General features: G+C 46.0%; 19 protein-coding genes. 3 read left to right on the forward strand and 16 right to left on the reverse strand.

Annotation, left to right across the window (positions count from 1 at the left end):
• Positions 1-104 precede the first annotated feature (104 nt).
• The 4 genes from Q1Q15_RS14790 to Q1Q15_RS14805 form a co-directional block, all read right to left on the reverse strand.
• Positions 105-545 carry an Hsp20/alpha crystallin family protein gene (locus Q1Q15_RS14790; protein ID WP_300461448.1) on the reverse strand — a complete coding sequence of 147 codons (441 nt, stop codon included), beginning with the start codon at positions 543-545 and terminating at the stop codon, positions 105-107.
• 283 nt (positions 546-828) lie between these two features.
• Positions 829-1,395, reverse strand: coding sequence for an Hsp20/alpha crystallin family protein (locus Q1Q15_RS14795; protein WP_300461449.1), 567 nt, complete (start codon positions 1,393-1,395; stop codon positions 829-831).
• Positions 1,396-1,499: 104 nt separating this feature from the next.
• The gene (locus Q1Q15_RS14800; protein ID WP_300461451.1) at positions 1,500-1,886 is read right to left on the reverse strand and encodes an Hsp20/alpha crystallin family protein; all 387 of its coding nucleotides are present in this window, start codon (positions 1,884-1,886) and stop codon (positions 1,500-1,502) included.
• Between the two features lie 39 nt (positions 1,887-1,925).
• On the reverse strand, positions 1,926-2,372 hold the full coding sequence (locus tag Q1Q15_RS14805) for an Hsp20/alpha crystallin family protein (protein ID WP_300461452.1): 447 nt from the start codon (positions 2,370-2,372) through the stop codon (positions 1,926-1,928).
• Positions 2,373-2,557: 185 nt separating this feature from the next.
• Between Q1Q15_RS14805 and Q1Q15_RS14810 the strand changes: the two genes are divergently transcribed.
• From Q1Q15_RS14810 to Q1Q15_RS14820, 3 genes are all read left to right on the forward strand, one after another.
• The gene (locus Q1Q15_RS14810; RefSeq protein WP_300461454.1) at positions 2,558-3,139 is read left to right on the forward strand and encodes a hypothetical protein; all 582 of its coding nucleotides are present in this window, start codon (positions 2,558-2,560) and stop codon (positions 3,137-3,139) included.
• Between the two features lie 106 nt (positions 3,140-3,245).
• On the forward strand, positions 3,246-3,959 hold the full coding sequence (locus Q1Q15_RS14815) for a DnaJ domain-containing protein (RefSeq protein ID WP_300461457.1): 714 nt from the start codon (positions 3,246-3,248) through the stop codon (positions 3,957-3,959).
• Positions 3,960-4,099: 140 nt separating this feature from the next.
• Complete coding sequence (locus Q1Q15_RS14820; RefSeq protein WP_300461460.1) at positions 4,100-4,273, forward strand: hypothetical protein; 174 nt, start codon at positions 4,100-4,102, stop codon at positions 4,271-4,273.
• Positions 4,274-4,501: 228 nt separating this feature from the next.
• Here Q1Q15_RS14820 and Q1Q15_RS14825 read toward each other — a convergent pair whose 3' ends face one another.
• The 12 genes from Q1Q15_RS14825 to Q1Q15_RS14880 all read right to left on the reverse strand — a co-directional run bounded on the left by Q1Q15_RS14825 (position 4,502) and on the right by Q1Q15_RS14880 (position 23,037).
• The gene (locus Q1Q15_RS14825) at positions 4,502-11,230 is read right to left on the reverse strand and encodes an Ig-like domain-containing protein (protein WP_300461463.1); all 6,729 of its coding nucleotides are present in this window, start codon (positions 11,228-11,230) and stop codon (positions 4,502-4,504) included.
• Between the two features lie 327 nt (positions 11,231-11,557).
• The gene (locus tag Q1Q15_RS14830) at positions 11,558-13,183 is read right to left on the reverse strand and encodes a TolC family protein (RefSeq protein WP_300461465.1); all 1,626 of its coding nucleotides are present in this window, start codon (positions 13,181-13,183) and stop codon (positions 11,558-11,560) included.
• Entirely contained in the window at positions 13,180-16,323 is a 3,144-nt protein-coding gene (locus Q1Q15_RS14835; RefSeq protein WP_300461468.1) for an efflux RND transporter permease subunit, read from the reverse strand. The genes Q1Q15_RS14830 and Q1Q15_RS14835 overlap by 4 nt, the downstream gene beginning before the upstream one ends.
• Positions 16,320-17,561: an efflux RND transporter periplasmic adaptor subunit gene (locus tag Q1Q15_RS14840; protein WP_300461471.1), complete on the reverse strand. Its 1,242-nt coding sequence runs from the start codon at positions 17,559-17,561 to the stop codon at positions 16,320-16,322. The genes Q1Q15_RS14835 and Q1Q15_RS14840 overlap by 4 nt, the downstream gene beginning before the upstream one ends.
• Before the next feature lie 34 nt (positions 17,562-17,595).
• Positions 17,596-18,222: a LysE family transporter gene (locus Q1Q15_RS14845; protein ID WP_300461474.1), complete on the reverse strand. Its 627-nt coding sequence runs from the start codon at positions 18,220-18,222 to the stop codon at positions 17,596-17,598.
• A gap of 248 nt (positions 18,223-18,470) precedes the next feature.
• Positions 18,471-18,713 (reverse strand): hypothetical protein, encoded by a 243-nt coding sequence (locus tag Q1Q15_RS14850; protein ID WP_300461477.1) that lies wholly within the window; start codon positions 18,711-18,713, stop codon positions 18,471-18,473.
• A gap of 422 nt (positions 18,714-19,135) precedes the next feature.
• Positions 19,136-19,840 carry a cytochrome c biogenesis protein CcdA gene (locus tag Q1Q15_RS14855; RefSeq protein WP_300461480.1) on the reverse strand — a complete coding sequence of 235 codons (705 nt, stop codon included), beginning with the start codon at positions 19,838-19,840 and terminating at the stop codon, positions 19,136-19,138.
• 5 nt (positions 19,841-19,845) lie between these two features.
• Positions 19,846-20,286: a thioredoxin family protein gene (locus Q1Q15_RS14860; RefSeq protein WP_300461483.1), complete on the reverse strand. Its 441-nt coding sequence runs from the start codon at positions 20,284-20,286 to the stop codon at positions 19,846-19,848.
• A gap of 42 nt (positions 20,287-20,328) precedes the next feature.
• On the reverse strand, positions 20,329-21,123 hold the full coding sequence (locus Q1Q15_RS14865) for a sulfite exporter TauE/SafE family protein (protein WP_300461487.1): 795 nt from the start codon (positions 21,121-21,123) through the stop codon (positions 20,329-20,331).
• Between the two features lie 6 nt (positions 21,124-21,129).
• Positions 21,130-21,522 carry a rhodanese-like domain-containing protein gene (locus tag Q1Q15_RS14870; protein ID WP_300461489.1) on the reverse strand — a complete coding sequence of 131 codons (393 nt, stop codon included), beginning with the start codon at positions 21,520-21,522 and terminating at the stop codon, positions 21,130-21,132.
• Between the two features lie 14 nt (positions 21,523-21,536).
• Entirely contained in the window at positions 21,537-21,770 is a 234-nt protein-coding gene (locus Q1Q15_RS14875) for a thioredoxin family protein (RefSeq protein WP_300461491.1), read from the reverse strand.
• Positions 21,771-21,969: 199 nt separating this feature from the next.
• Positions 21,970-23,037, reverse strand: coding sequence for a permease (locus Q1Q15_RS14880; protein ID WP_300461493.1), 1,068 nt, complete (start codon positions 23,035-23,037; stop codon positions 21,970-21,972).
• Between the last annotated feature and the right edge of the window lie 50 nt (positions 23,038-23,087).

The raw sequence follows: 23,087 nt of genomic DNA on the forward strand, positions 1-23,087 counted from the left end.
CTTCGTATACGCCACGTGTTTTCTCAATGCTTTTTTCGTCTTGTTTTGCGATTTCCTGGGCCTTGTCCATGGTAAACCTCCTTTTTCTGACTTTATCTTGAAGTTTAACTGATGCTGATTTTCTTGGGTTTTGCCGCCTCATGCTTGGGAAGAATGAGATAAAGCACACCGTCTTTCAATGTGGCCTCAACTTTTGTGGAGTCCACATCTGCAGGCAGGGTAAAGCTTCGAGAAAAAGATCCAATCCCTCGTTCTGTCTTGTGGGTCTTATAGCCTTCGGGGGCATCCGATTCTCTGGTGCCGCTGATTTCAAGATAGTTCCCTTGAATCTTAACATTAAGATCATTCTTTTCAAGCCGGGGCACTTCAGCCCTGATTTCAAAACTATCGCCGTTTTCATAGAAATTCGTCCGGGGAAAGGTTTGTTCTAATTCCCACCTGTAACCGGATGATCTTCCATAATCACTGTAGAGATTGTCCAGTTTCTTTTGGAGAAAATTCATGGTCCCGAACAATCTGTCTATGTCACTGATTCTTGTAAACATAAGTCTTCCTCCTGTGATAGGGTGTTTTAAATTGTTGCGGGAACCTTTTAAGGAAAGTAGAGTCAACGTTTTCATGAAAGAGTTAAGGTGCCGTCTATTCTACCTGTAAAGCCGATACTCCCACAAAACCATCTGTATTTGAGCCTAAATTAATTCCGCTTTTTTTCATGTCAATACAGTTTTATTATTTTTTTAAAAAATTTTTCTTCAGTAATGAATAATAGCCTGCTTTTCACTTTGATATTCCTGACTTCAGCATGAAATTACACCCCATATCAAGGGGTTAGGCATATTTAATTTCAATCTGCTTGGCCCGGCTTCCGGGAAGTTCCATTCTAGGGATAATAATATTTAATACACCGTTTTTAAAATCCGCCTTAACATCGTCTCTATTGGCATCTTCCGGCAATGACAAGGTGCGTTGGAAAGAGCCATAGGATCTTTCCAGCCTGTAAAAATTCTTATTTTTTTCTTCATTTTCCTGTTTTTTCTCTCCACGGATGATCAGAGTGTCATGAACAAGTTCAAGACTCACATCCTTTTCACTGACGCCGGGGATCTCCACAGAAACCGTATATTCTTTTTCTGTCGCACCCAGATCAAGCCTTGGTTTTAATACACTGCCTGTAATTCCCTCAAGCATGCGTGAACGGTCTCTGAGGGGGGACCATCCAAAACCGTTGAGAAAATCATCAAACATTCGGTCTACTTCATCGCGGGATCCGCTCAATAATCGGGGTGAGTGGCCTTTGTTTGATTTATTCCTGTTGTACGCTACAGGAATAGCGTGGCCATTGTCGTCGTTTTCCCGTTTAAACCAATTCCATGGTGCAAATTTTTTAATATCCATTTGTCACCTCCTTTTTTGTTTTTGCTTAAGGTGGCTGCGATGAGACGTATTAGATTATCCCCGCAGCCACCTTGCAATTAGAGATGGTGTCCTGACCGTAAATCCTATACAGTTTTTATCTCGATCATCTTGGGTTTGGCCACTTCAGATTTGGGAAGGTGCAGTTTGAGCACACCGTCTTTAAGTTCAGCTTCCACCTGTTCGACATCAATGCTCTGGGGAACAGAAAAGCTTCTGACATATTCAACATCCGAAAACTCCTCCCATTTGGAAACCCCTTTATTGTCAAACCGCCGAACACCGGAAAGGGAAAGCGTTCCATTGTCGATATTCACAGAGATATCCTCTTTTTTAACACCTGGCATGTCTGCATGCAGCAGGATTTCATCATCATTTTCGTAGATATCAACAGTGGGTATTGCTGATCTCAACGCTCTGGTTTTCTCGATAGATTTGTCTTCTTTTTTGGCAATTTCTTTTCTGTCGCTCATGATAACCTCCTAATCAATTTTATACTATTCCTTCATCGATTAATTGATAGTGATCTGTTTGGGCTTGGCAGTTTCTGATTTCGGCAGTTTAAGATACAGGATGCCGTCTTTCATCATTGCTTCAACTTTTTCCGCATCTACGTCAGCGGGCAGAGTGAAACTGCGTGAAAATGTACTGCCGCCGGTTTCATTCCTATGGATGTTGTAACCATCAGGGGTATCCACGATTCGTTTGCCGCTGATTTCCAGGTAGTTGCCCTGGATTTTGATATTCAGGTCCTGTTTTGAGATTCCTGGAACTTCCGCCTGTACTTCAAAGTTGTCACCATTTTCCAGAAGGTTGGTTCTGGGTGAATTAGACGTCAGCCTGAAAGCAGGATCATAGAGATAGGACCCGTCAAAATCATTGAAGAGTCTGTCCATTCTGTTCCGGAACAGATTCATGGCCCCGAACATTCTGTCGATTTCACTGATTCCTGTAAACATAGTTCCGTCTCCTTTTCTGTTATTGTTTTGGTTTGTGAGGCTTAGGTTTAATTCGACCTCACTTTGAATTTGACGCTAAAATAAACATAAAAAATTGTATGTCAATAAAATTTTCATTATGAATTACATTTTTATTGACAAAGTAATGCGTATAGATTATTTTTCCTTTTAAAAGGAGGCCCGAAATGATGAATGAATCGAAATTAAAAAAAACAACTCTTTCTTTCGATGCACTAAAAGGGATGCAATCGGTTCGGGCAACGTTTACACTTCCCAAACATACCATCAACTTGCTTAGCGCCGTTGCAAACCAACTTGGTGTAAAACAAAAATCAATCTTTGATAGTCTGGTTGAAGACAAGAACTTTTTGGTTAAAATAGCTGACGAGGCCAAGAATTATCAACCCAAGCGGAGTCAGCGGAGGCAAAAAACATTTGTTTTAAGCAGAAATTGTTTAAGTGCACTGGATACCTTTGCCAGGGAATACGAGCTGCCAAGGGATGTCCTTGTAGAGTTTTCCATAAACCAATTACATCCGGTAATTGCCCAGGAAAAGGAAAGGCATGAAAACCGCAAAACACTGTTAAAGGAAATGGAAGATTTCCAGGAATTGGGCTGTCGATTAATGGAAAAAACCAGACGTCTTGTTGGTGAAGATGACAATATTTTCCAAAAGCTTGAATATGTTTTCAACCTGTACGATAAAAACATAACCGACCTTAAAACCACTATTGAAAAAGGGAAATGTATGGAGGCATTTCAATAACAGCAGTTTTCTATAAAAGGCAGTTAGTTAACTTTTCAAGATATTCATCATACAATATGAATCTTGATATTGTTCAATTGAAGAATTTTTATCAAGGGGTGATATTATGCCCAAGGATTATTATCTTGTTTTAGGAATTACTTCAGAGGCGACACTGGATGATATCAAAGACGCATACCGAAGACTTGCCAAAGAGTATCATCCAGATCATTACGGGAAAAACCATTCTCCGTTTCTTGCGATTCAGGAGGCATATTCTGTACTCTCAGATCCGATTAAACGGCAGACCCATGACCTTGAGGTTTTGAATCAAAAAAAAAAGTTGAAACCCCGGTATGGGGAAAGCATACGTTTTGGCCGTAAGGGACATGTCGAGCCGATGATACCTAACCAGGAAGCACCTATGGATCTGGGAACTGCAAGTCTTGCACGATCTTTTCATTCTTGTCGGCCGTCATTTGATGAATTGTTTGACAGAATATTCAGTAATTTCAGGCAGACATCCCGACCTGGGAGTGAACAGAAAGAAAATTTCAATGTTGTCATAACATTAACACCGGAGCAGGCGTTTTGGGGTGGACAAATTAAAGTTGCACTGCCTGCGCAACTGACTTGCCCTTCCTGTTTTGGGCAAGGGCGGGTCGGTGTTTACGAATGCCGGCGTTGCAATGGTGACGGTATTTTGTCAGGAGAGTATCCGGTCATGATAAGTTATCCCGCTGGCATATCGGATAATCATGTTGTTCGAATGCAGCTGGACACCTATGGGATTAAAAACCTTTATCTTACAGTACATTTTCGTGTCAGTAAATTATTTTAGGATTAGGCTTCAGATTTAGGGCGTTTTCACTCTTGACACAATAAAATGTGAATTTATATTTTTTTTAAATTCTTAAGGATTTGACATTTTTAATTGTGCAAATCCGATTCAAATATAAATTTCTTGTTAAGGAGGAAACAATGTCCAAAGACTTTTGTATGGATTGCGGAATGTTGTTATCTCCCCACACAAGCGTCTGTTCTGTTTGTGGGTATGATAACAATTATGATGACTTTTCTGATATCACACTGGATATAGATCAACTGCTATATTCAAATGATGAATTTGTCCCTGACCATTACCCGGGATTTTAGCATATTGAACACTATAGTTCCAATGGACATGCAAAATTTTACCGCAGGGAATAGATCCTTTTGCTTAAAAGCGGTATCTGCCCTGCAGGACAGCAACGCCAGCTCCATGCCGGGCTCCAACAGGCAGATCCCGTCCGAAGGGCATCTTTACCAGGTCCATAGCCTCGGCTCCGATAAAGGATTTTAAAAGGTTGGGTGTGATCTTCCCTATTCAAGATTCGATCTGCATCAGCGAATGGCCTTGAGAATATACAGGACATCCATCATCTCCGCCTGGCCGTTGTTGTTGGTATCGCCGTCCATATTGACGGTTGAAGACGGTTGACCATGAGTCATAACGCGGTTGCAAAGGATCGCATCGTCCAGCATCACCCGTGAGTCTCCGTTTAGATCCCCGGGAATGGACGCAACAATTATGGTCACGGTTAGCGTTTCACGTTCCGGTACCAGTTCATCAGAGATACGAATGGTAACCGTTCCCTCGGTTCCTGTGGAGGCCAACCGGCAGCCGGCTCCGGACTGAGTTAGCGTGGCTGCATCTGTTTTCAAAAGGGTCCAGGTGTAGAACCCGCTTCCCCCCGCAACCGTTAGATCCAGATATCCGTTTTTCTGGAGCGTATACGGCCCGGACGGACGGATATCAAAACTCTCGGATACCACATTGATGTTAACGTCATTAGACACCAGGGTGGGGAACAGGGTGTCCTGTGCCGTAAGGGTTACCGTTCCCTTAGATACCCCGGTCACCTGCCCTTGCGAACCAACTGTGGCGACCCGTGTGTCATTCACCGTGTAGCTGTATGATCCAGACCCGCCGCTGGTGCTCAGGGTCATGATTTGATCCACGGCCACATCCGCACCCGGAGCCGTCAAAACAATGGGCATTACATCTTTGACGTTTGGATCCATGCCAAGATCGACTTCCACACCATCCGGGGCCAAATCGCCATCTGTATCAGCCATAGTGGGATTGGTTCCCTTGACAGCCTCCTGGGCATTGGTGAGGGTATCGTTATCCGGGTCATCATCTGCGGTCTGGTCAAGAGAGGAAAAATACAAATATTCCCATGCGTCGTTCAAACCATCCTGGTCATCCACGCTCACCGGGCCAAAAGGTTCAACAAGAATGCTTTCAGTACCGCCCGCCAATACGGGGGTAACCGCATAATAAGCGGCAACACCAAAATTCAGGGAGGTATCTGCATAGGTCTTGCCGGTAAGCGTTGCGATGGGTGTCATCCCGTTGACCGTAAAAAACGGATGGTCAGACGTATATACCCGGAAGCTGGCAGCAGCAGTGTCCGCATAGGAAGACCAGTCCAGGGTGACAGATGCTGCATTGCCCGAGGAGATGTTGGTCACCTGAATCGCTACCGGATCGGGCGATGCTGAACCCGGATTTTCCAGAAAATCCATGGGCATGGCCGGCATGCCGCCATCAATGGACGTCATGGTAGAAACAGAACGATTGGCAATGTTCACTGCATAGGCACCGATGGTGTTCTGGCTCTCAACGCCCATGGCAGGTATCAGAACGTGTGTTTCATCAGATGTCCAGAACAGACGTACTGTCCCCATATTCGCCGGGGTGCAGGCCAGAACATCTACCTGACTGCCCGAGGACAAGCTCACCACAGACAGGCCATTGTTTGAAAAATACGTCAGAAACCGTCCTGTGGGAGAGACTGCTGACGATGAAGCACCATCCACCCTGGCAATAAAGGTGGCAGAAGACAGATCCGGCAGCAGGCTGACAACAGCCCATTCAAATGCCGTATCCGCAGAATTGGCAAAGGCATAAATTTTATCGCCGCTGGGTGACCAATGGGGGATGTCACCGCCGATATAGACTGCCATCTGCTGGGTCGCCAGGGTAAACACCCGGACTTCCGGGGGCTTGGAAAACCCCATGTTGACGGCAAAGGCAATTTGAGTCCCGCTGGGCGACACCGCAACAGAGGTCACGGTTCCATCCGGAACGGCAACGATCACCTGGGGATTATCCCCGGCCAGGGAGTTGCTGATTATTTCCGTGCCGGCTAAACCGCTGCGGTTTCTCGCATAAATGATCCGGCTTCCGTCAGGAAGAAAATCCGGCGTAAAACGATAGAGAAAATCATTTTCCGACGCAGAGATGACCTGGGTCTGACGGTTCCAGACCTGCAGGTTTCCGGACATAAAATACAGGTACGCGCCGTCCGGACTGGCAACCACATCCTGGACATAGCTGCCATCAAGTTGCTCGCTGCTCCCTCCGGGCAATGCGGTTTCGTAAATCCCGCCCATCATCTGGTCAGCCGTTATTAATTTTCCGTTCACAGACAGCGGTGCATGGCTCACCGTGGTAAAGGAGAGGGTAACAGGGTGGGTCAGGGTGTTACCTGCCATATCAGTGATACCGGTGTTGATCGCAATGGTATAGGTTGTGCCGGGATCCAACGGACTTACTGGCATGAGCGAAACAGTATGACTCCCCCCACCGGAAAATGTAAAGTCGATGGGCGATGAACCCTTATTAAGAAGCACGTTGCCGACAATGGAATCGCTGTCAATGAGATCATCAAAAATCAACTGAATACGTCCCCCTTGCGGCAGGACCGTTGTGTTGGACGCCGGCACGGAATTCACCAGGGTCGGACCGTCCACGTCCTGGGTTGTAAATCCCCAGTAGTAGGAAGCACCAAGCACAGCACCGCCGGCATCCTGCACATTGCCGGAAATCGTAACCCGGTAGTCAGCTCCCGAAGCCAGGATTCCCGGATCAAGGCTCAGCGTCCGGGTGGCAGCATCATACGACATAACCACCGGATCCCGGGCGATAAAATTCTTGTCTTTGTCAAGACGTGTCAGGGCAATCCACTCGCTGGTCAGGGTATCTGGATTCATGTCATCAGAGAAAACAGCCGTGATACGGGTGGATACCGGAACATCCAGGGTCCCGTCTGCAGGCTGGGTGTTGGATATGGAGACACTGCTGGTTGACGGCCCCAGAGCCACCACCCGGGGGGTATCATCATCACTGATCAGAGAATCGCCGAACAGAGCGAAATGCCCGGACGCCGCCCCTAAATCCACTGGATAGGTCCGATGGGTAAACAAATCATAGGCTGTGGGGGTCATGTCGCTTGTCAGCTGAATACCGGACAGGGAATATGGCGGTGCGTTGTTCCGTTCCATATAGTACACCAGACTTTCAGAAATTTGGAAGTGCCAGACCTGGGGTTTGGTACTCACTGTGAAAACCGCCTGGGAATCCAGATGAAACACCCTTAGTTTGCTATCATCACAGGTGTCGTTCCAGAAATTGCCAACGACATTACCGTGCATGGCATAGACCAGGGCCACCGCCCTCCCTTGAACCGTCGCGGCGTTATGGATGCGAACCGGCGCCTGGGGATCATGGCTCACCAGATCGGACACGTTTCCGGTCCGGGTATCCAGAACATGAAGACTTTCCCCCTTAGGCTCCCGGTAATCCACACCATTAACCCCATCGGTATCAATGGCCGTATAGTTCTCGCCGTCACTGATTTCAAAAACAAGGTGGTCACCGGTAAAACCCTGTATCAATGGCTTCTGCCAATATTCAAGGCCGGTAATTGTGTGAAGCACCAGGGGCTGGGATGCCCCGATTTTCCAGGATCGAATAACCGGGGCTGCACCGGTTGAATCCAGCCACACAACGGTTTCACGGTGAATCAGGCCGGACGTAATGCTGGCGGAACCGGTTGGCACTGCTGTGCTGGCCTGTGTATCAGTGTTGTACAGAAACAGGGAAAATGTTTTGTCGGCCGGGTCCACTCCTGGGCCTTCGATTCCGGTATTTTTGACGTACAGTACCCAGGGTTCAGCCACGTCCAGAAAAGAGCACCGGGTGGAAGGCGCTCCGTTTATTCCGCCGATGGTGGTGTAATAATCGTCCGCATCAAACAGGTAGATGTCCTGGCCCGTGAGCATGTCAAAACGGTATACCTTGCCGCCCGAACTGTAGTAATAATGTGTCCCCTCAACCAGGTACCGGAGACCTATCCCCAGGTATTCGTCGCTTACAACGCTCCTTGGTCTTGTGGGTGCTGCGTATTCATTGGCCACGTCCATGGCGGCGTCTTCCAAGGGGATGCCCATGATAAACGAGAGCCTGCGATTCCCCTGGGGAGTTTCCACCTGCAGGTCATACCGGCCCCGTGCTGATACCACAGCGCCGTCGATGACTGGTTGAGGGCTCTGGCCATCACGCCATACCGTGGCCTGGTACCCGCCGCTCGAGACCTGTATCCCGATGGTAACCGGCTCAGCATAGGTTCCACCGTCTGCCACACCGGTGATGTCAATGACCACCGGTTGTGTGCCCAGGTCAAAAGATTCTGTGGTAAACGACCAGGATTCTTCAACCAGAGCATTGCCGGCAAGGTCTGTGCACCCCTCATTCAGGGTGAGGGTGTACGTGGTGTCGGGCAGCAAGTGACCGGGCGTCACAAAAAGGGTACGAGAAGCTGTATCGTAACGATCCTGATACGACTTCTCAACACCGTTGGCCTTGAGAGTTACGAAGGGAGACACCAGGGTGGCTTCGTCCATGGGCTCATTGAATCCAACGCGGATGGTCTGGTACACTGACACATTCTCGCTGTTCATACCCGGGGTGTGGTGAATCACGTTGGGCCGGATATCGTCACCAGAGGTCACGGGCCAATACGTGTTTAATGTTTTCCGGGCCCCGGCTGCCCAACCGGGAAAGCCGTCCAGAGCATCTTGCACGTAAAGATCGCTATAGAGGCCAACCGCATCAATCAAGGCATTGAAAACATCTAAATTTTCAGGCATGACGCAGTATGGATTATCCCGGTTTATCCAGCTATTGAGAGAAGATGCTTCGGCAAAAACCTGTTGGAAAAGTGCTTTGGCTTCGGCTCGCAGATCCATGACCCGTTCAAGGTCGCTCAGGTTATAAAAAGCGGCCAGGTATTCAAGTTGTTTTAAAAAATCAAGATACCCCTGCTCCGACGGCATAGCCGGCAAGACGGTATAGTCTCCGATAATAAACTGGACCAGGGTCCGGAGTGTCTGATCATTTTGCAGGCGCTGCAGCAGCACCCCAGAGATCGCAAGATCCTGGTTAAAGGCCGCTTGCCCATCAATGTATTCCACTGCCGAATCAATCTTCCGCCGGGCCAGGGTGGCACTAAAATCGGAATCCGCATCTGCCAGGACCACATCCAGATGAATGGCATCCCAGAAAATTTCAGCATTCCCCCGTATGGTATCGCCCCTGGTACACAGAGAAATCCAATTGTCATCTGCGTGGCTGGCCAGTGCTTCCACAGCGATTTCCCATGCAGTTCGTGTGTTTTCAATTTCCATCAGGATGTCGTGTTTACTGGCCATAAAGGTTTCGTAATGGTCTACCTGGGTTGCCAGGACGTCCAGGTTGGACCCGACAGCGTCCATGAGAGGTTGTGAAAGGGGACTTGCGGCAAACTGGGCAACGGGATTGCCCGATCCGGAATAGGTCCGGGTGGAATCTGTTGTCAGGCCGGCCTGACCCATGGTCAGGTAAGCACCAGCCAGCCGGTTCAGGGCATCTGGATATGTCCGGAATGAGTAGTCGTTGATATCCGGGGTCGTATCCGGCATTTCAAAGGATGCTCTCAACTCGGACAGGGGAAACGTGGGGTCATATTCCCGCATCAGGTAATACGGGTTGTTTCCGGAAAAAGAAGGAAGATTGGTCTGAATGATCCCGTTGAACGCCTCGTCAAAGGTGTCCAGGCTTTCCCGGACAAAGCCCTGGGTGTCCCAATAAGAACTCTCCAGGGCCATAATCTGTGTTTCCAGACCATCAACTGCATCGGACAGGGTGTCATAGGTATTCCAGGCCACCAGCCGGGCTGTGTCAAACTCGTCCCACATGTTTTGGGCATGGTCTGACAGCCACCCCCAGTTGGCCGTTACATCATTCAGATAACCTGTCTTGTTCTCCTGGGGCTCTGGTGAGGTATTGATATTTTCAACCACCTGATTTTTTTCTTCCAGGGCCTCGGCCATGATGCCGGAATAAATCTTGACGAACTGGCTCCAACAGAATTCTTCTGCCAAAAAGTTTGCAGACAGCCGGTCCAATGCTTCTTTATAGGGTTCTGGATTAAACGTATAGTCCTGGTTGTTGAAATCCAGCGGCCAGACCGGGTTTTTCACAGCACTGTCAGTATAGTGGGCAATATTGCGCAAATGGCAGTCGAAAAGAGCGATGTCATACCGGTACTTGAGGTAACTGCTTTTTGCATCCCGCATCAGTTCAAGGGTTTTTTTGGCCTTTCTGATGAGGGTTTCGATTTCCATCTTGAACAGATTGGTGTTGACGGCCTGCAGGTTAGCATCTTCAATGGCCGTGTAATCATCAATAAAACCGTTGAGCGCTTCCCAGGTGTCTTTCGTGAGGCCGACAAGATTTAGGGAGGCCACGTCCTCAACCACACTTTTTACATTGGAGAAGGTGTTTTTCAAAGCCTTGAGCACGACAAAAGTCTTGTTATGAAAATCAAGCGTCTTCATGGCCGGGATGCCCTTGAGCGCGCCTGTTGCATCCTTAAGAGACTTCGTGGCCTGTTCGATTCTTCCATCCCAGTACTCTGTGGTGAATTCCACCCCCAGGTCTATCTGGATTTGGGGAGGCGTATACGTTGGATCTTCTCGACGAACCACCTGAATCTTATCATAAAAGGTATTTTGAAGATTATTTTCAATATAGGTATTCAAGTCTTCCAGTTTATCAAAGGCCTGTTGGAGATTTTTTGCATGTTTCAGACTTTTGATCTCAGCAACGCGCGTGTCGATTTCTTCACAGACGGCATTGATCTGGGTACGGGCCAAAACAGCATCAGCAAATACAGGTTGAAACAAAGTCATCACCAGGGCGGCGCCAACCACTATGGCAAACAGCAGAGAACGAGTTGTCACTATTCCACCTTTCAAAATCACAGATAAATGGAACCCTATTATGATTCCAAGTCCTTTGTCCTTGTGAGATTCCACACAATCTCAAGCCATCATAACACCTTGAACTTAACACCATTTTCTCTCAATTGAGAAAAACCATCCCTATTAATGAAGAGGAAGTTCCTTTTTGTCAAGAAAAGTATGACTCCCCAAATCAACCACCTGATTTTTTGTAACCCCCGCCAAAGAAAATTATTTGATTATACGGTTCTCTGAGTTTCAATTCCTCTATATGATCCAAGGATAGTATCCTCGGCCATGTTTCCATATTCAACTCCAATATATAGATCACATTTTAACAGGGCTGTGGCCATGGGCATTTATACCCCTGCGTTCTAGAAGAGAGCCTTCCATCCGGTAGAAATGTACGGTCGCTTTAAGGTAGTTAACTACAGCCCGAACTTCGTTAATACGGCTTACGAGAAGATCACGCTGGACCTGAGCCACAAACAAATTAGTGGAGCGGCCCACCCTGAATTTTTCGGTTTCAATCCGCAGTTTTTCTTCCTGAAACTTTCTTGTTGCAGTGCTGGCGGAAATTTGTTCTTTTGTGCGATTAATTTCAATATAAGCATTTCGGACATCAAGCGCTATTATCTGCTTGAGATTGTCTAAAGCCATCTCAGCCCTGTCTTTACTAAGAAGAACTCTTCTTTGTTGCGCACTGGCATTGCGGTTGAAAATTGGGTATTCAAAATTGAGCCCCACCATCATATCATAGCTGTCATCTTTAATGTCATTCACAGACCCTGAAAAGGAGTTGGCATATCCGGTTTTCCCAAGGGTAATAAAAAGATCCATTTGGGGAAGCAGTCCGTTTTTGGTTCGAACGATTTCAATGTCATTTTTTTGAATATCTATCCTTGCCTGGTTCATCTCCGGTCGCATCCTCATAGCTACCGCCACATGCGCCCCTACTTCATCATATTTTATTTCCGGCAATGTTGGTGGATGCACCAGAATGATATCTCTTTCCCAGGGATTATCCCCTGAAGGGTTAAGCAACCGGATAAGCCGGAGCCGGTTAGATTCCAAAGTACTTTTTGCATCGATCAGCCCCTGCTGCTGTGCGGCAACTTCGGCCTGTACTGCAGCAAGCTCTGCTTCTGCTGTGGCCCCCACCCGGATCATCTCTTCGGTCTCTGTTATCTGCTGCCTGGCAAGCTTAAGTGATTCCTCTACAATTTCCATCTGCCGCAGGGAAAGTGCATAATCCCAATAGGTGGTTTCAACCTGTGCCAATAACGATTCGCTAAATCCACGAAGCTCATATTGGGTAATGTCTGTTTCGAGTTGTGATTGACGAAGTCGGGCCAGGTTCACATCCGTTCCATACCCTTGCAGAATTGACTGTGTTACCGATAGCCCCAAGCGGGTGGAGGCGTATTGTGTACTATATTGGTCTGAGTCTGTTGTTTTTGTGACGGTGGCAACTTCCACAAATGTACCAGTGGGGAAGAATTGTTTAAGAGAGATGCTTCCGGCAAAGACATCGTTTACCGAACTATCAGAATAGCTTCCTGACGGGTTCAATGTCTTGCTATCGTCTCGCCGGATAGAGGCCCCTGCGTTTACAATCGGGTCAAACACAGCCAGTTCCTGATCCTCAAAAGTTTTTTGAATAAAAGGATTGATCCGCTCCACTAACAACGAACGGTTGTTCTCAAGAGCCATAAGAATGGCATCTTCTACAGTGATTTTAAGCGGACCTTTTTCAGGAAGATTTATGATTTGTTTGGATATGGGCTTGATGTCAACTGCTGCTGGCATATTCTTTTTACTGTAAACGTCTGCCAGGATTTGATCCTCTGCGATCCATACGTCTTTAGAAATCACACAGGATATCGGCAAAAGAAAAAAGGTCAAAATAAACAGCCTTACAAATAATTTTCGAAAGCAAGAAATTGCCATCATGTCAGCTCCTCGTTAATAGTCTCCCGGAGTTTGGGCTCAGCTGGCGCTATAACGCCATAGGTCTGGGATTTCATCTTCTTTCGTTCAAAGAGCGCATAGATTGTTGGTACCACAATAAGCGTAATCAGATTCGAGCTGATCAGTCCGCCTATGATGGCTCTGGCCATTGGTGCCTGGGCTTCGCCGCCCTCGCCTATACCGACAGCCAAAGGCGTCATGGCCAAGATAGTGGTTGTAGCTGTCATAAGAATAGGTCTGAGACGTCTTTTACCGGCTTCTATAATGGCTGCTTGAACCGGCATATCTCGCAGACGCAGCAAATTGATGTGATCCACAAGCAATATAGCATTATTCACCGCAATACCCCCCAGCATGATACAACCGATATAGGATTGAACGTTAAAAGTGGTATCTGTAAAAAATAACATGAGGATCACTCCAATAGCGGCAAGGGGCACGGAAAACATTACCACAAAGGGATATCGCATTGACTCATAGAGTGATGCCAGTACCATATATACCAGCAACAGTGCCAGCACAAAACTCATCAAAAGCTCGCGAAAGGATTTCTGCTGTTCTTCATAATCTCCCGCCAAAAAGATGTTGAAATCTCTGGGGACAGGTACCGATTGCAAGCCCTCCCGTACATCTGCCAAAATAGAGCCCATATCACGGCCGCTGATATTGGCTGTTACATAGACCACGCGTTCCTGGTCTTTGCGCTGGATAAGTACAGGTCCGCGCCTGGAACGAACATCAACGACGTTTCTAAGTACCACCGGCTCTCCATCTGTATTGATGATGGGAAGGTCCAGAATATCTCGCAGCTTTTTTTTCTCAGCACCCTCAATTTTTACCCGAATTCTATATTCGTTTCCCCCTTCCCTATAGTTGCCGGCAGAAGTCCCGGAAAGCACTGTTTGCAGCATATTGGCAATCCTGGATACCGAAAGCTTCATGTCCGCTGCCTTTTGCCTGTCCACGACAATAAGCTCTTCCGGATTTCCGGTCTCCCTGCTTATTCTGGTATCTGTTATACCGGCCACATTCCCTATGATCTCTTCAACCTTATGGGCCAGAGCGTCGGATGTTTCAAGATCATGCCCGCGCACTTCCACCTGAACTTTTTCATCTCCCCCCGTGCCTATTTTAAGCAAAAATAGTCCCTGGCCGGCACGTGTACGTATTGTAACTCCCGGCATAAAAACAAGTTTTTTGCGAAGGGCTGCTGCTATTTCCTCGCTGGATCGGTTTCGTTCTTTGACGGGTTTCAGCGCAATTCGCATCTCACCGGTATTGGTTCCCTGTGCCCGCCAGGAGGAACCTCCGATATAAGATACTGTGTTTTTGATCTCCGGCACCTCTTGTCTCACGATAGCTTCAATCTTTTGAAAGGTTTTGTCTACCAAAGACAGCTTTGTGCCGACTGCCATCTCTGCATTAACCCGTACTTCGCTCTCATCAGCCGCTGGCATCAACTCAACACCCACCAGCGGAATCAAAAAAAGACTTCCTGAAAACACCAGCAATACGCTTCCTAATATCAACCCTCGATGGTTGATAGCAAAACTAAGTAAATTGATGTAATTATTTTCCATACCGGTAAAAAACCGATCCGATAGATGAAATATCTTCCAGCCTTGAGCAGTGCCGACCCCTTTCCTAAGGGTAACTGAAGTGCCTATCCTGGCTGCCAGCATGGGCACCAGCGTCAGAGCTACTGCCAGGGAGCAACCCAGTGAAAAAGTCACAACGTATGCAAGTTGTTTAAACATAATTCCGGACATGCCTTGCACAAAAATAAGCGGTAAAAATACGACAAGCGTGGTCAATGTGCTTGCAATAACCGCAGCCACAACTTCCTGGCTGCCCTTTATTGCTGCTGATTCAGGCTCCTGACCCGATTCCCTGAGCCGAAAGATATTTTCCAGCACCACAATGGCATTGTCCACCAGCATTCCGATACCAAGCGCGAGACCGCCGAGGGTCATCAGATTCAACGTAAACCCATTGAAATACATTAAAGAAAAGGTGGCAATCATCGATATTGGAATCGTGGTGGCAATAATGGCAGTGCTGGAAATATTACGGAGAAAAAACAACAGCACGAATATAGCCAGCACTCCGCCATAGAGGATGGTTGTGCCCACATTGGTTATAGAGCGTTTGATATAATCTGAAGAATCGATAATGGGGATGATATGAAGCTGGGGGATGTCTTGGTTGATCTGTTCGATCTCTTTGAGGACCCCGGTTGCTACCTCCACAGTGTTTTTCCCCGATTGTTTGTTGATCGAAATACGCACACCCGGCTTGCCGTTTATCCGTACAATCCGGGTTACTTTCTCCCAGGCATCTTCTACGGTAGCTATTTCTTTTAACTGTATGGGTACCCCTTCCCGTATGGCAACTACCGTATTTTTCAACTCAATTAAATGGGTGTAAATCCCAGGCGTTCTGATGGTAACATCCAGCATCTCCTGTTCAATGGTACCGGCCGGAAGATTGATATTTTCTTCCTTGAGTCGGCTGATAAGTTGATCGATGGGAAGCCCCAGGGCTTTTATCTTTTCGGCATTCAGATTGACATGGATTTCCCGGTCCAATCCACCTCGAATATCCAACGAAGCCACCCCGGGGATACGTTCAATTCGATTTTTCACCTGATTGTCAATAATTTCTCTTATCTGTATTGGTTCCAGATCACTGGATACTCCCATAATTAAAATCGGGAAAGATGCAAGATCGAACTTTCGCAGGCTTGGTCGTTCGGTATCTTCCGGAAGGCGTGGAATAACGCGATCCAGACGTTCTCGAATATCGTTGGCCGCTTCATCAAGGTTAGTACCCCATGAGAAAGTAACCCGAACGCTGCTTCGCCCTTCAGCAGAAACCGAAGTAACCTCTTCTACTCCGGGTACTGCACTCATTGCCTCCTCAACCGGTCGGGTGATCAACTCTTCGACTTCCTCGGAACTGGCGTTTTCGTATTCAGTGGAAACGCTGAGCGTCGGGTATGTGATATCGGGCATCAGGTCGATGGAAAGTCTGAACAAGGAAACCACGCCGAGAATGATGACGATCAAACACGCCATGACGGTCAATACGGGGCGTTGTACGGAAAATTGAGAGACGTTCACGATTTTTCTTTCCCCTTGGTAGAATCGATTATCTTGGCATCATGCTCCCCACTTTCCCGCTGCTCATCGGATGCTTTTTTATTTTCTGGCAGAATAATCGAATTTCCATCTTCCAGCAGATGATGTCCCAGAGTCACCACCGCACCGGTGATGACTGGATTTAACACCTCCGCCTGGATGCCGTTCACAATACCGAGGGTAACCGGAATAAACCTGGCTTTTTGTTCCTGGAGATCGACTACAAAAACCCCTTGTACACCATTTCTCTTGACAAGGGATGCTATCGGAACCACGGTGGCGTTATCATTCTCATTAAATTGTATTTGAACCCTCACAAACATACCTGGTTTTAAAAGTTTTTGTTCATTGGGTATTTCGATTTCCACACGGGCCTCCCGGGATTTTTCTTTCAGAATAGGGGCTAAGCGAATCACCTTTCCTCTGAAGGTGATTCCCGGAAACGCATCAGTTGAAATGACCGCTTCCTGCCCTGCCTGAATTTTAGGATAGTCCCGTCCGATTACATGTATGGCTACAATGAGCTTTCCGATATCGAGAATAGAAACTATCGGAGTGTTTGGCTCCAGCAATGCCCCTTCGTCCACAAAGCGTTCCCCCACTACTTTGTAGCCTGTGGTGGTGTATAGAGGGATTTTAATCATAGCATAAGAAACGCGTATTTCAGCCATTTTCAGGGCTGCTTCTTTTTGAGATATCTGGGCAATAGCAACTTTCAGCTTTGCCTGCTGGGTCATAAATTCGGATCCTGCAATATCAAGCTGGGATTCAGAGGCTATCTTCTTTTCCCTCAATACTTTGGTTCGTTTATACTCTCTTTTTGCGTTTTCTATCGTACTTCTTCGTTCCTCAAGATTTGCCCGGGCAACCGCCAGTTCTGCCTTTGCCTGGATGACCTGTTGATAATATTCATCGTTGTCCAGTACGGCCACAAGCTGTCCGCTTTTGACAGTATCACCTATATTAACCAATAGCTTTTCGATACGCCCGGCGATTTTCGGCGCCATAATGAACTCAGATAGCGGATGCAAAGATCCGGTAAAGTCCCCCACTTCCCGTATGGAAGCTTTTTTTACGAACGCAACCTCAACGGCAACGGGTATGTTTTGACGTTGGCGCTTAAAATGCTTTGTGGAATCAGAAACTTTTTGATAAATCTGCCAGCCTAAAATACTGATTCCAGATAAGATAATAATGGTAATAATTAATTTTTTCTTCATTCGAGAAACCCATAAGATCGTTTAAAAATAATGTTTAAATTCTTAAATATCGGATCACACCAAAGAATAGGTAAACGGAAAACAATATCAGGAAACCGGCACAGCACCCGATAATCCCTCTATAAATCTTGTCACTGAAAAAGGAACGACCTTTTCCCACGGCTGTTGAAATTATGGTATACCAGGTCAGGTCAGCCAGAATATGGCCGCTGAAAAAACTTAGGATCCCCGCAAGGCCGTATTCACTTGACTGAAGGATATAACCAAGACCAATGGTCGCCCACCAGATAATAAAGTAGGGATTGGCTGCGCTCATGAGTATGCCGGTCAAAATAATATTGCCGCTTTTTTCATCGCCCGGTTCAAGGGACAGGGTCAAGAAAGGTAGGGATCGAAACATCCCTGCTGCCATCCACAGCAATATGCTGCCACCAGCTATTGAAATGAAGATAAAAAACCACTCTTCTTTGAATAAAGGTGCCATGCCCATGAAGAGTGCCGCCAGCAATATCACCTCAAGGATACCATGACCCAGAATCAGTAAAGGACCAGCCAAAACCCCCCTTTTACTGCTCTCGCTGATGGCGACGGTGAGAAGCGTACCCGGCATCATGGCCCCGGAAAGTGCAATAACAAAAGATGAGGCAAAAATAGTTATCAAAATTATTATAATATCAAGTTCCTTCTTCTAAAATCCTTGAAACGGACCAGAGTATATGTCTGCTGGTGTATTTAGTCGCTAAACCCTTTTATTGTCAATACCTTCTACTATAATATGCGGGTTAGAACTTGAGCCTCCGCCGATATTTGGGACTCTCCGTTAAGTCACTTTTTTATCATATCGAAGTATTTCTTTAATCAAGGATTATTACCCTCGTTTCACATTCCATTCTTTGATCCTTTATCAAATTATTCAGAAAACCCGATAAGATCATCAATAGATTCCCCTGCAAGCTTCCTTGCAATAACTCGAAGGGGAATATCAGAAATATCACCAGGCTCATCACCCATGTCTTTCACTATCTGGCTAAACCTGACGATTACCTCATCTCTATTTAGAGCGTTTGATTCGATAAGCATATTAATAATTGTTTCTTGGGCCAGTATAATTCCTGCTATCAGTTGTGAATTCGGAACTGTATCTTTGCTCATGATCCGTTCTCCTATTTTACCCCGATTCATCATCAAAAAAAATAAAAACCCCGTTGCGCTTGATGGCTCAAGCAGATAGAGTATTTGTGCCAACAAAAAACTATCATCAGCGGGGTGAAACAAATTATGACACAAGGCGTGCTACCATTCAAGTATGATGCAATGCCCTTTATTATATTTCCACAAAAATTGATCCGTCGAAATGCCTTTACAGGCATTTGAAATATTGATACGGAAATCTTAATTTAAATTTTTGAACTTATAGGGTAGCATATCATCAAACTTCACAAAATATGACGTTCGGTTGATCAGCCCGTTAGAAATAAAGGGGGAATATCCTTCTCATCCCATCCGCCAAACTGGAATTAAATATTTTGTATACACCGCTATGTAGACAATTTCCGGCCAGGGGTGTTACACCATTAATTAAAAAAAGGTGTCACAACAAAGTAAATCCCCAAAAGGACAATCGTTGAACCGGCAATTTTTCTAAACCACTGACCGGCCCCGTTCCATGCGCTGTTTTCAAGTAGGCGTTTTACGGCAGCGGTTGAACTACCTGCAATCACAATGGGAAAACAGTGTCCAGTGGCAAAAAGAATAATAAAGAGTATGCCGGTAGCCACTTTTTCTTGAACCGTAATAATTGCCAGAATCGGTGCAATAAATCCAAAGGTGCATGAGCCGGAAAGAATTCCATAGGCGAGCCCCAGCACAAAAGCCCCGAATGTTCCCTTTAAATTTAATTTATATAAGAGGCTCCCAGACAAAGAACATTTTTCAACCCCCAACATTCCCAAAGCAACCCAGATGAGAATAATACCCACAAGAATCTGCCAATAATTCCCCACATCCCCAAGCATTCTACCGAGTAATGCACAAAGAATACCGATGAATGCAATGGTAAGAAAAAGCCCCGAAGTAAAGAGAACAGAATACAATCCTGCCTGCCGCGGATTGACCATCTTGTCCTGCCCCCCAACATACCCGACAATCAGTGGAATAGAGGCAAGGTGGCATGGGCTGAACAATACACTTATCATTCCCCAAATAAAGCAGCCAATTGCGGCAAAATAACTCCCACCTGCCATCCATTGGTTGACGGTCAAAAAAAGTGTGTCCAGCATTGCACCTATCCTTTACTACCCAGGTTTGGAGCCGCAACCCCCATTTTTGTCATCTGTTCAATAATGGATTTTTCATCTAGAAAACCCACATGCCGATACATTTCTTCTCCAAGTTCATTAAAGAAAATCTGAGTTGGAATAGCCCTAATTTTAAACCGTTTTACGGGTTGTCGATTTTCCCATACATCAATAAAGATAATATCGGCTTTCCCTTTGTATGCCTTTTCCATCTTTTCCATGATCGGTGCCATCATTTTGCAGGGGATGCATTTTTTTGCCCCCAGATCAATCATGGTCACTCTTCCTTTGATCGGAATGTTTGAATAATCTTCTGCAAAAGCACCTGTCATGAAAAAAAGCATCAAGATTACAGCCAGCACACTGATTATTTTTACTTTATCCAGTGCCAGCATTCCCAGTAGCACAATAATTTTATTGTTGTTCATAAATTCACAATCCTTCTCAATAATTAATTTTATTGCATAAACTCAAACATGAAATGCGTTTGTCACCATAAACAAAGCAGCCAGCCAATTGGTATAAGCAAACAGTTTTTTCAAGTGTCTGGGTTTTGTTTTAAGAGCAAATTTGCCACCGATCACCCCACCTGCAATGGTTACGATTGCCAAAGGAACAGCCCATGCAGGATTAAAATCCCCTTGAATGGCATGTCCGGAAAAACCCATAAAGGCTGTGGCAGCAATCAGGGTAGATGCTGTTCCAACTGCCATATGCATGGGAATTTTGCAAGCAATAACCATGAGAGGGACCAGGAAGGACCCGCCGGATACACCGACCATGCCGGAACCGAAACCTGTCAGAATAGTTACAGGGAGTGCAATCCACAAGTTAACACCATATATTTGACCCACGGATTTGATTTTCATGGTTCCAAACCTGTTCTTTACGCCTCCCTCTGTTTCTTTCTTGATCGGTGCAAGCATAACAGCCCCGGCAGCAAAAAGCATAAAAGCAAAAATCAGTTTCAACATAAATCCGCTAAAAAGATGGGAAAAATATCCACCCCCAAGGGCAGCAATCGATGTCGTACCACCGATTAACACTGCAAGACTCCAGGATACGGATTTGTTCTTCTGGAAAATCACCATTGCTGCAATTGAAGCCGCAAACAAAATAAATTGCCCCGTTGTTGCTGCCTGATGCATTGGAATCCCTGCCATTGCCAGGATAACAACATAAAAATTACCCCCCCCTTTGCCGACCATGGTCATCAATATGGCCACCAGGAAAATAAGGATACTGACGATAATATGCTGACCCATATGCCTCTAAATTTCCTGCAGGGTGAGCTGTAAAACTTTCCCCGGCATTACTTCATCCGTCAATGCAGGATACCCGCCATGGAGGATACGGACATCAGAAAATCCTTTGGCCAGCAAATAGCTGTAAACAATGGCAGATCGAACACCCGCCGGGCAGAAAACGGCAATGGGTCTGTCCATGGGAATATCGCTCAACCTGTCCGGTACTTCGTTGATGGGAATATTAAGACACTGCACATTATCATGAAGGGCCAGTTCAATAGATAAAGAAGCCGCCTCCTCTTTTGATCTGACATCCAGCAGAACCACATCATCCAGTTCAAAAAAAACAGCGGGTAAAACTTTATGTTTTCCCTTTCCGAAGAAATCCAAAGTGAAATTTTTCAATACCTGTTCCATTTTTTTTCCTTATCTTATTTTCCCAGCCATTTCTTGATATCGTCTTTTTTAGGCACTTTGCCGGCACATTTAACTTCTCCGTCCACGATAACAGACGGCGTGCCAAACACACCATATGAAGCAATCTGCATCATATCGCTTACTTTTTCAACTGTAGCTTCAACACCGGTTTCCTTAATCACCTCCTGAACCAGTTTTTCAGTCTTTTTGCATTTTGCACACCCAGGTCCCAGAACTTTAATATCCATGATATTCTCCTTTAAAATTTATGTTTTTTTGTATTCTTAGGACCGCAGATAAAATAAATTGGACATAAATAGCGCAGACTTTTGGTTCATCTACAAGGCGCATCAAAGGTTTAATAGCAGGTCTATTTAGGCTTTGATACAACGCAGTATATGGGCCAAAAGGCAAGCTATTATGTTCAATTTATAAAATTTGTGGTCCTTAAATAATCATATTAAATAAATATCCCACAAAAAGGATACCGCAGCCGACAACCCCGATAAAAACAGCAATCAGTTTTGGTTTAAGCACTTTTCGCAAGATCACCATCTCGGGTAAAGATAAGGCAATGACACTCATCATGAATGCCAGAACGGTTCCAAGGGCTGCCCCTTTCCCAAGCAAGGCCTCTACAACCGGAATAATACCAGCAGCATTAGAATACATGGGAATACCAATGATGACTGAAAGGGGGACCGACCACCAGGACCCTTTGCCCATGATGGACGCCATGACCCCTTCCGGTACAAATCCATGGATACCGGCACCCACTGCAATACCGAGGATCACGTAAATCCAGACTTTTCCGATGATTTCTTTAACCGCATCCCACCCGTATACGATACGGTCATTCCACGTTAGTTTTTCTTCTTCCATGTCTATGGCTGCCACATTTGTCTGGGTTACCCAATCTTCTATCTGGCCTTCCAGTTTTAATCGGCCGATGACCCAGCCGGCGGAAATCGCAATAAAAAGACCTGTTCCCATATAAATGGCAGCCACTTTCCATCCCAGCAGACCATAAAGCAACCCCAGGGCAATTTCATTGACCATGGGGGCTGCGATCAAAAATGAAAACGTCACGCCAAGGGGAACACCGGTTGTGACAAACCCGATAAACAGTGGTACGGCTGAACAGGAACAAAAGGGAGTGATAATTCCCAGAAGTGCAGCTAAAACATTTCCGGCAAATTCACTTTTCCCAGATAAAAAAGCCCGGGTTTTTTCAGGCGTAAAAAAGCTCCTGATGATGCCAACTCCAAAAACAACAAGGAACAACAGCATCATGACCTTTGGTGTATCATACAGAAAAAATTCAATTGAGGAACCCAGGTGAGATCCTTCTTGAATGGGTAAAAGTTTATATGTGAGCCATTTTGATAGATTTGGCAGCACCCGGTAAAGGGTCCACCACAGATACACACCAATGGCTGCTATCAACAAATTTAAGGCCATCATCTTGTTTATTTTTCCCCCACCTTGAATGGGTTGGGTTATTTTTGATACCATGACATCTCCTGTTATAAATTATATATGGTCATTTAACGATGTTTTAACGT

Source organism: Desulfobacula sp., assembly GCF_030145145.1.
Lineage (GTDB): Bacteria > Desulfobacterota > Desulfobacteria > Desulfobacterales > Desulfobacteraceae > Desulfobacula.

Coding starts and splice junctions, on each gene's coding strand:
- Q1Q15_RS14850 (WP_300461477.1), bottom strand. CDS start 18,713: ATGAGCAAAGATACAGTTCCGAATTCACAACTGATAGCAGGAATTATA.
- Q1Q15_RS14805 (WP_300461452.1), bottom strand. CDS start 2,372: ATGTTTACAGGAATCAGTGAAATCGACAGAATGTTCGGGGCCATGAAT.
- Q1Q15_RS14880 (WP_300461493.1), bottom strand. CDS start 23,037: ATGGTATCAAAAATAACCCAACCCATTCAAGGTGGGGGAAAAATAAAC.
- Q1Q15_RS14830 (WP_300461465.1), bottom strand. CDS start 13,183: ATGATGGCAATTTCTTGCTTTCGAAAATTATTTGTAAGGCTGTTTATT.
- Q1Q15_RS14820 (WP_300461460.1), top strand. CDS start 4,100: ATGTCCAAAGACTTTTGTATGGATTGCGGAATGTTGTTATCTCCCCAC.
- Q1Q15_RS14790 (WP_300461448.1), bottom strand. CDS start 545: ATGTTTACAAGAATCAGTGACATAGACAGATTGTTCGGGACCATGAAT.
- Q1Q15_RS14875 (WP_300461491.1), bottom strand. CDS start 21,770: ATGGATATTAAAGTTCTGGGACCTGGGTGTGCAAAATGCAAAAAGACT.
- Q1Q15_RS14800 (WP_300461451.1), bottom strand. CDS start 1,886: ATGAGCGACAGAAAAGAAATTGCCAAAAAAGAAGACAAATCTATCGAG.
- Q1Q15_RS14795 (WP_300461449.1), bottom strand. CDS start 1,395: ATGGATATTAAAAAATTTGCACCATGGAATTGGTTTAAACGGGAAAAC.
- Q1Q15_RS14840 (WP_300461471.1), bottom strand. CDS start 17,561: ATGAAGAAAAAATTAATTATTACCATTATTATCTTATCTGGAATCAGT.
- Q1Q15_RS14870 (WP_300461489.1), bottom strand. CDS start 21,522: ATGGAACAGGTATTGAAAAATTTCACTTTGGATTTCTTCGGAAAGGGA.
- Q1Q15_RS14815 (WP_300461457.1), top strand. CDS start 3,246: ATGCCCAAGGATTATTATCTTGTTTTAGGAATTACTTCAGAGGCGACA.
- Q1Q15_RS14865 (WP_300461487.1), bottom strand. CDS start 21,123: ATGGGTCAGCATATTATCGTCAGTATCCTTATTTTCCTGGTGGCCATA.
- Q1Q15_RS14810 (WP_300461454.1), top strand. CDS start 2,558: ATGATGAATGAATCGAAATTAAAAAAAACAACTCTTTCTTTCGATGCA.
- Q1Q15_RS14855 (WP_300461480.1), bottom strand. CDS start 19,840: ATGCTGGACACACTTTTTTTGACCGTCAACCAATGGATGGCAGGTGGG.
- Q1Q15_RS14860 (WP_300461483.1), bottom strand. CDS start 20,286: ATGAACAACAATAAAATTATTGTGCTACTGGGAATGCTGGCACTGGAT.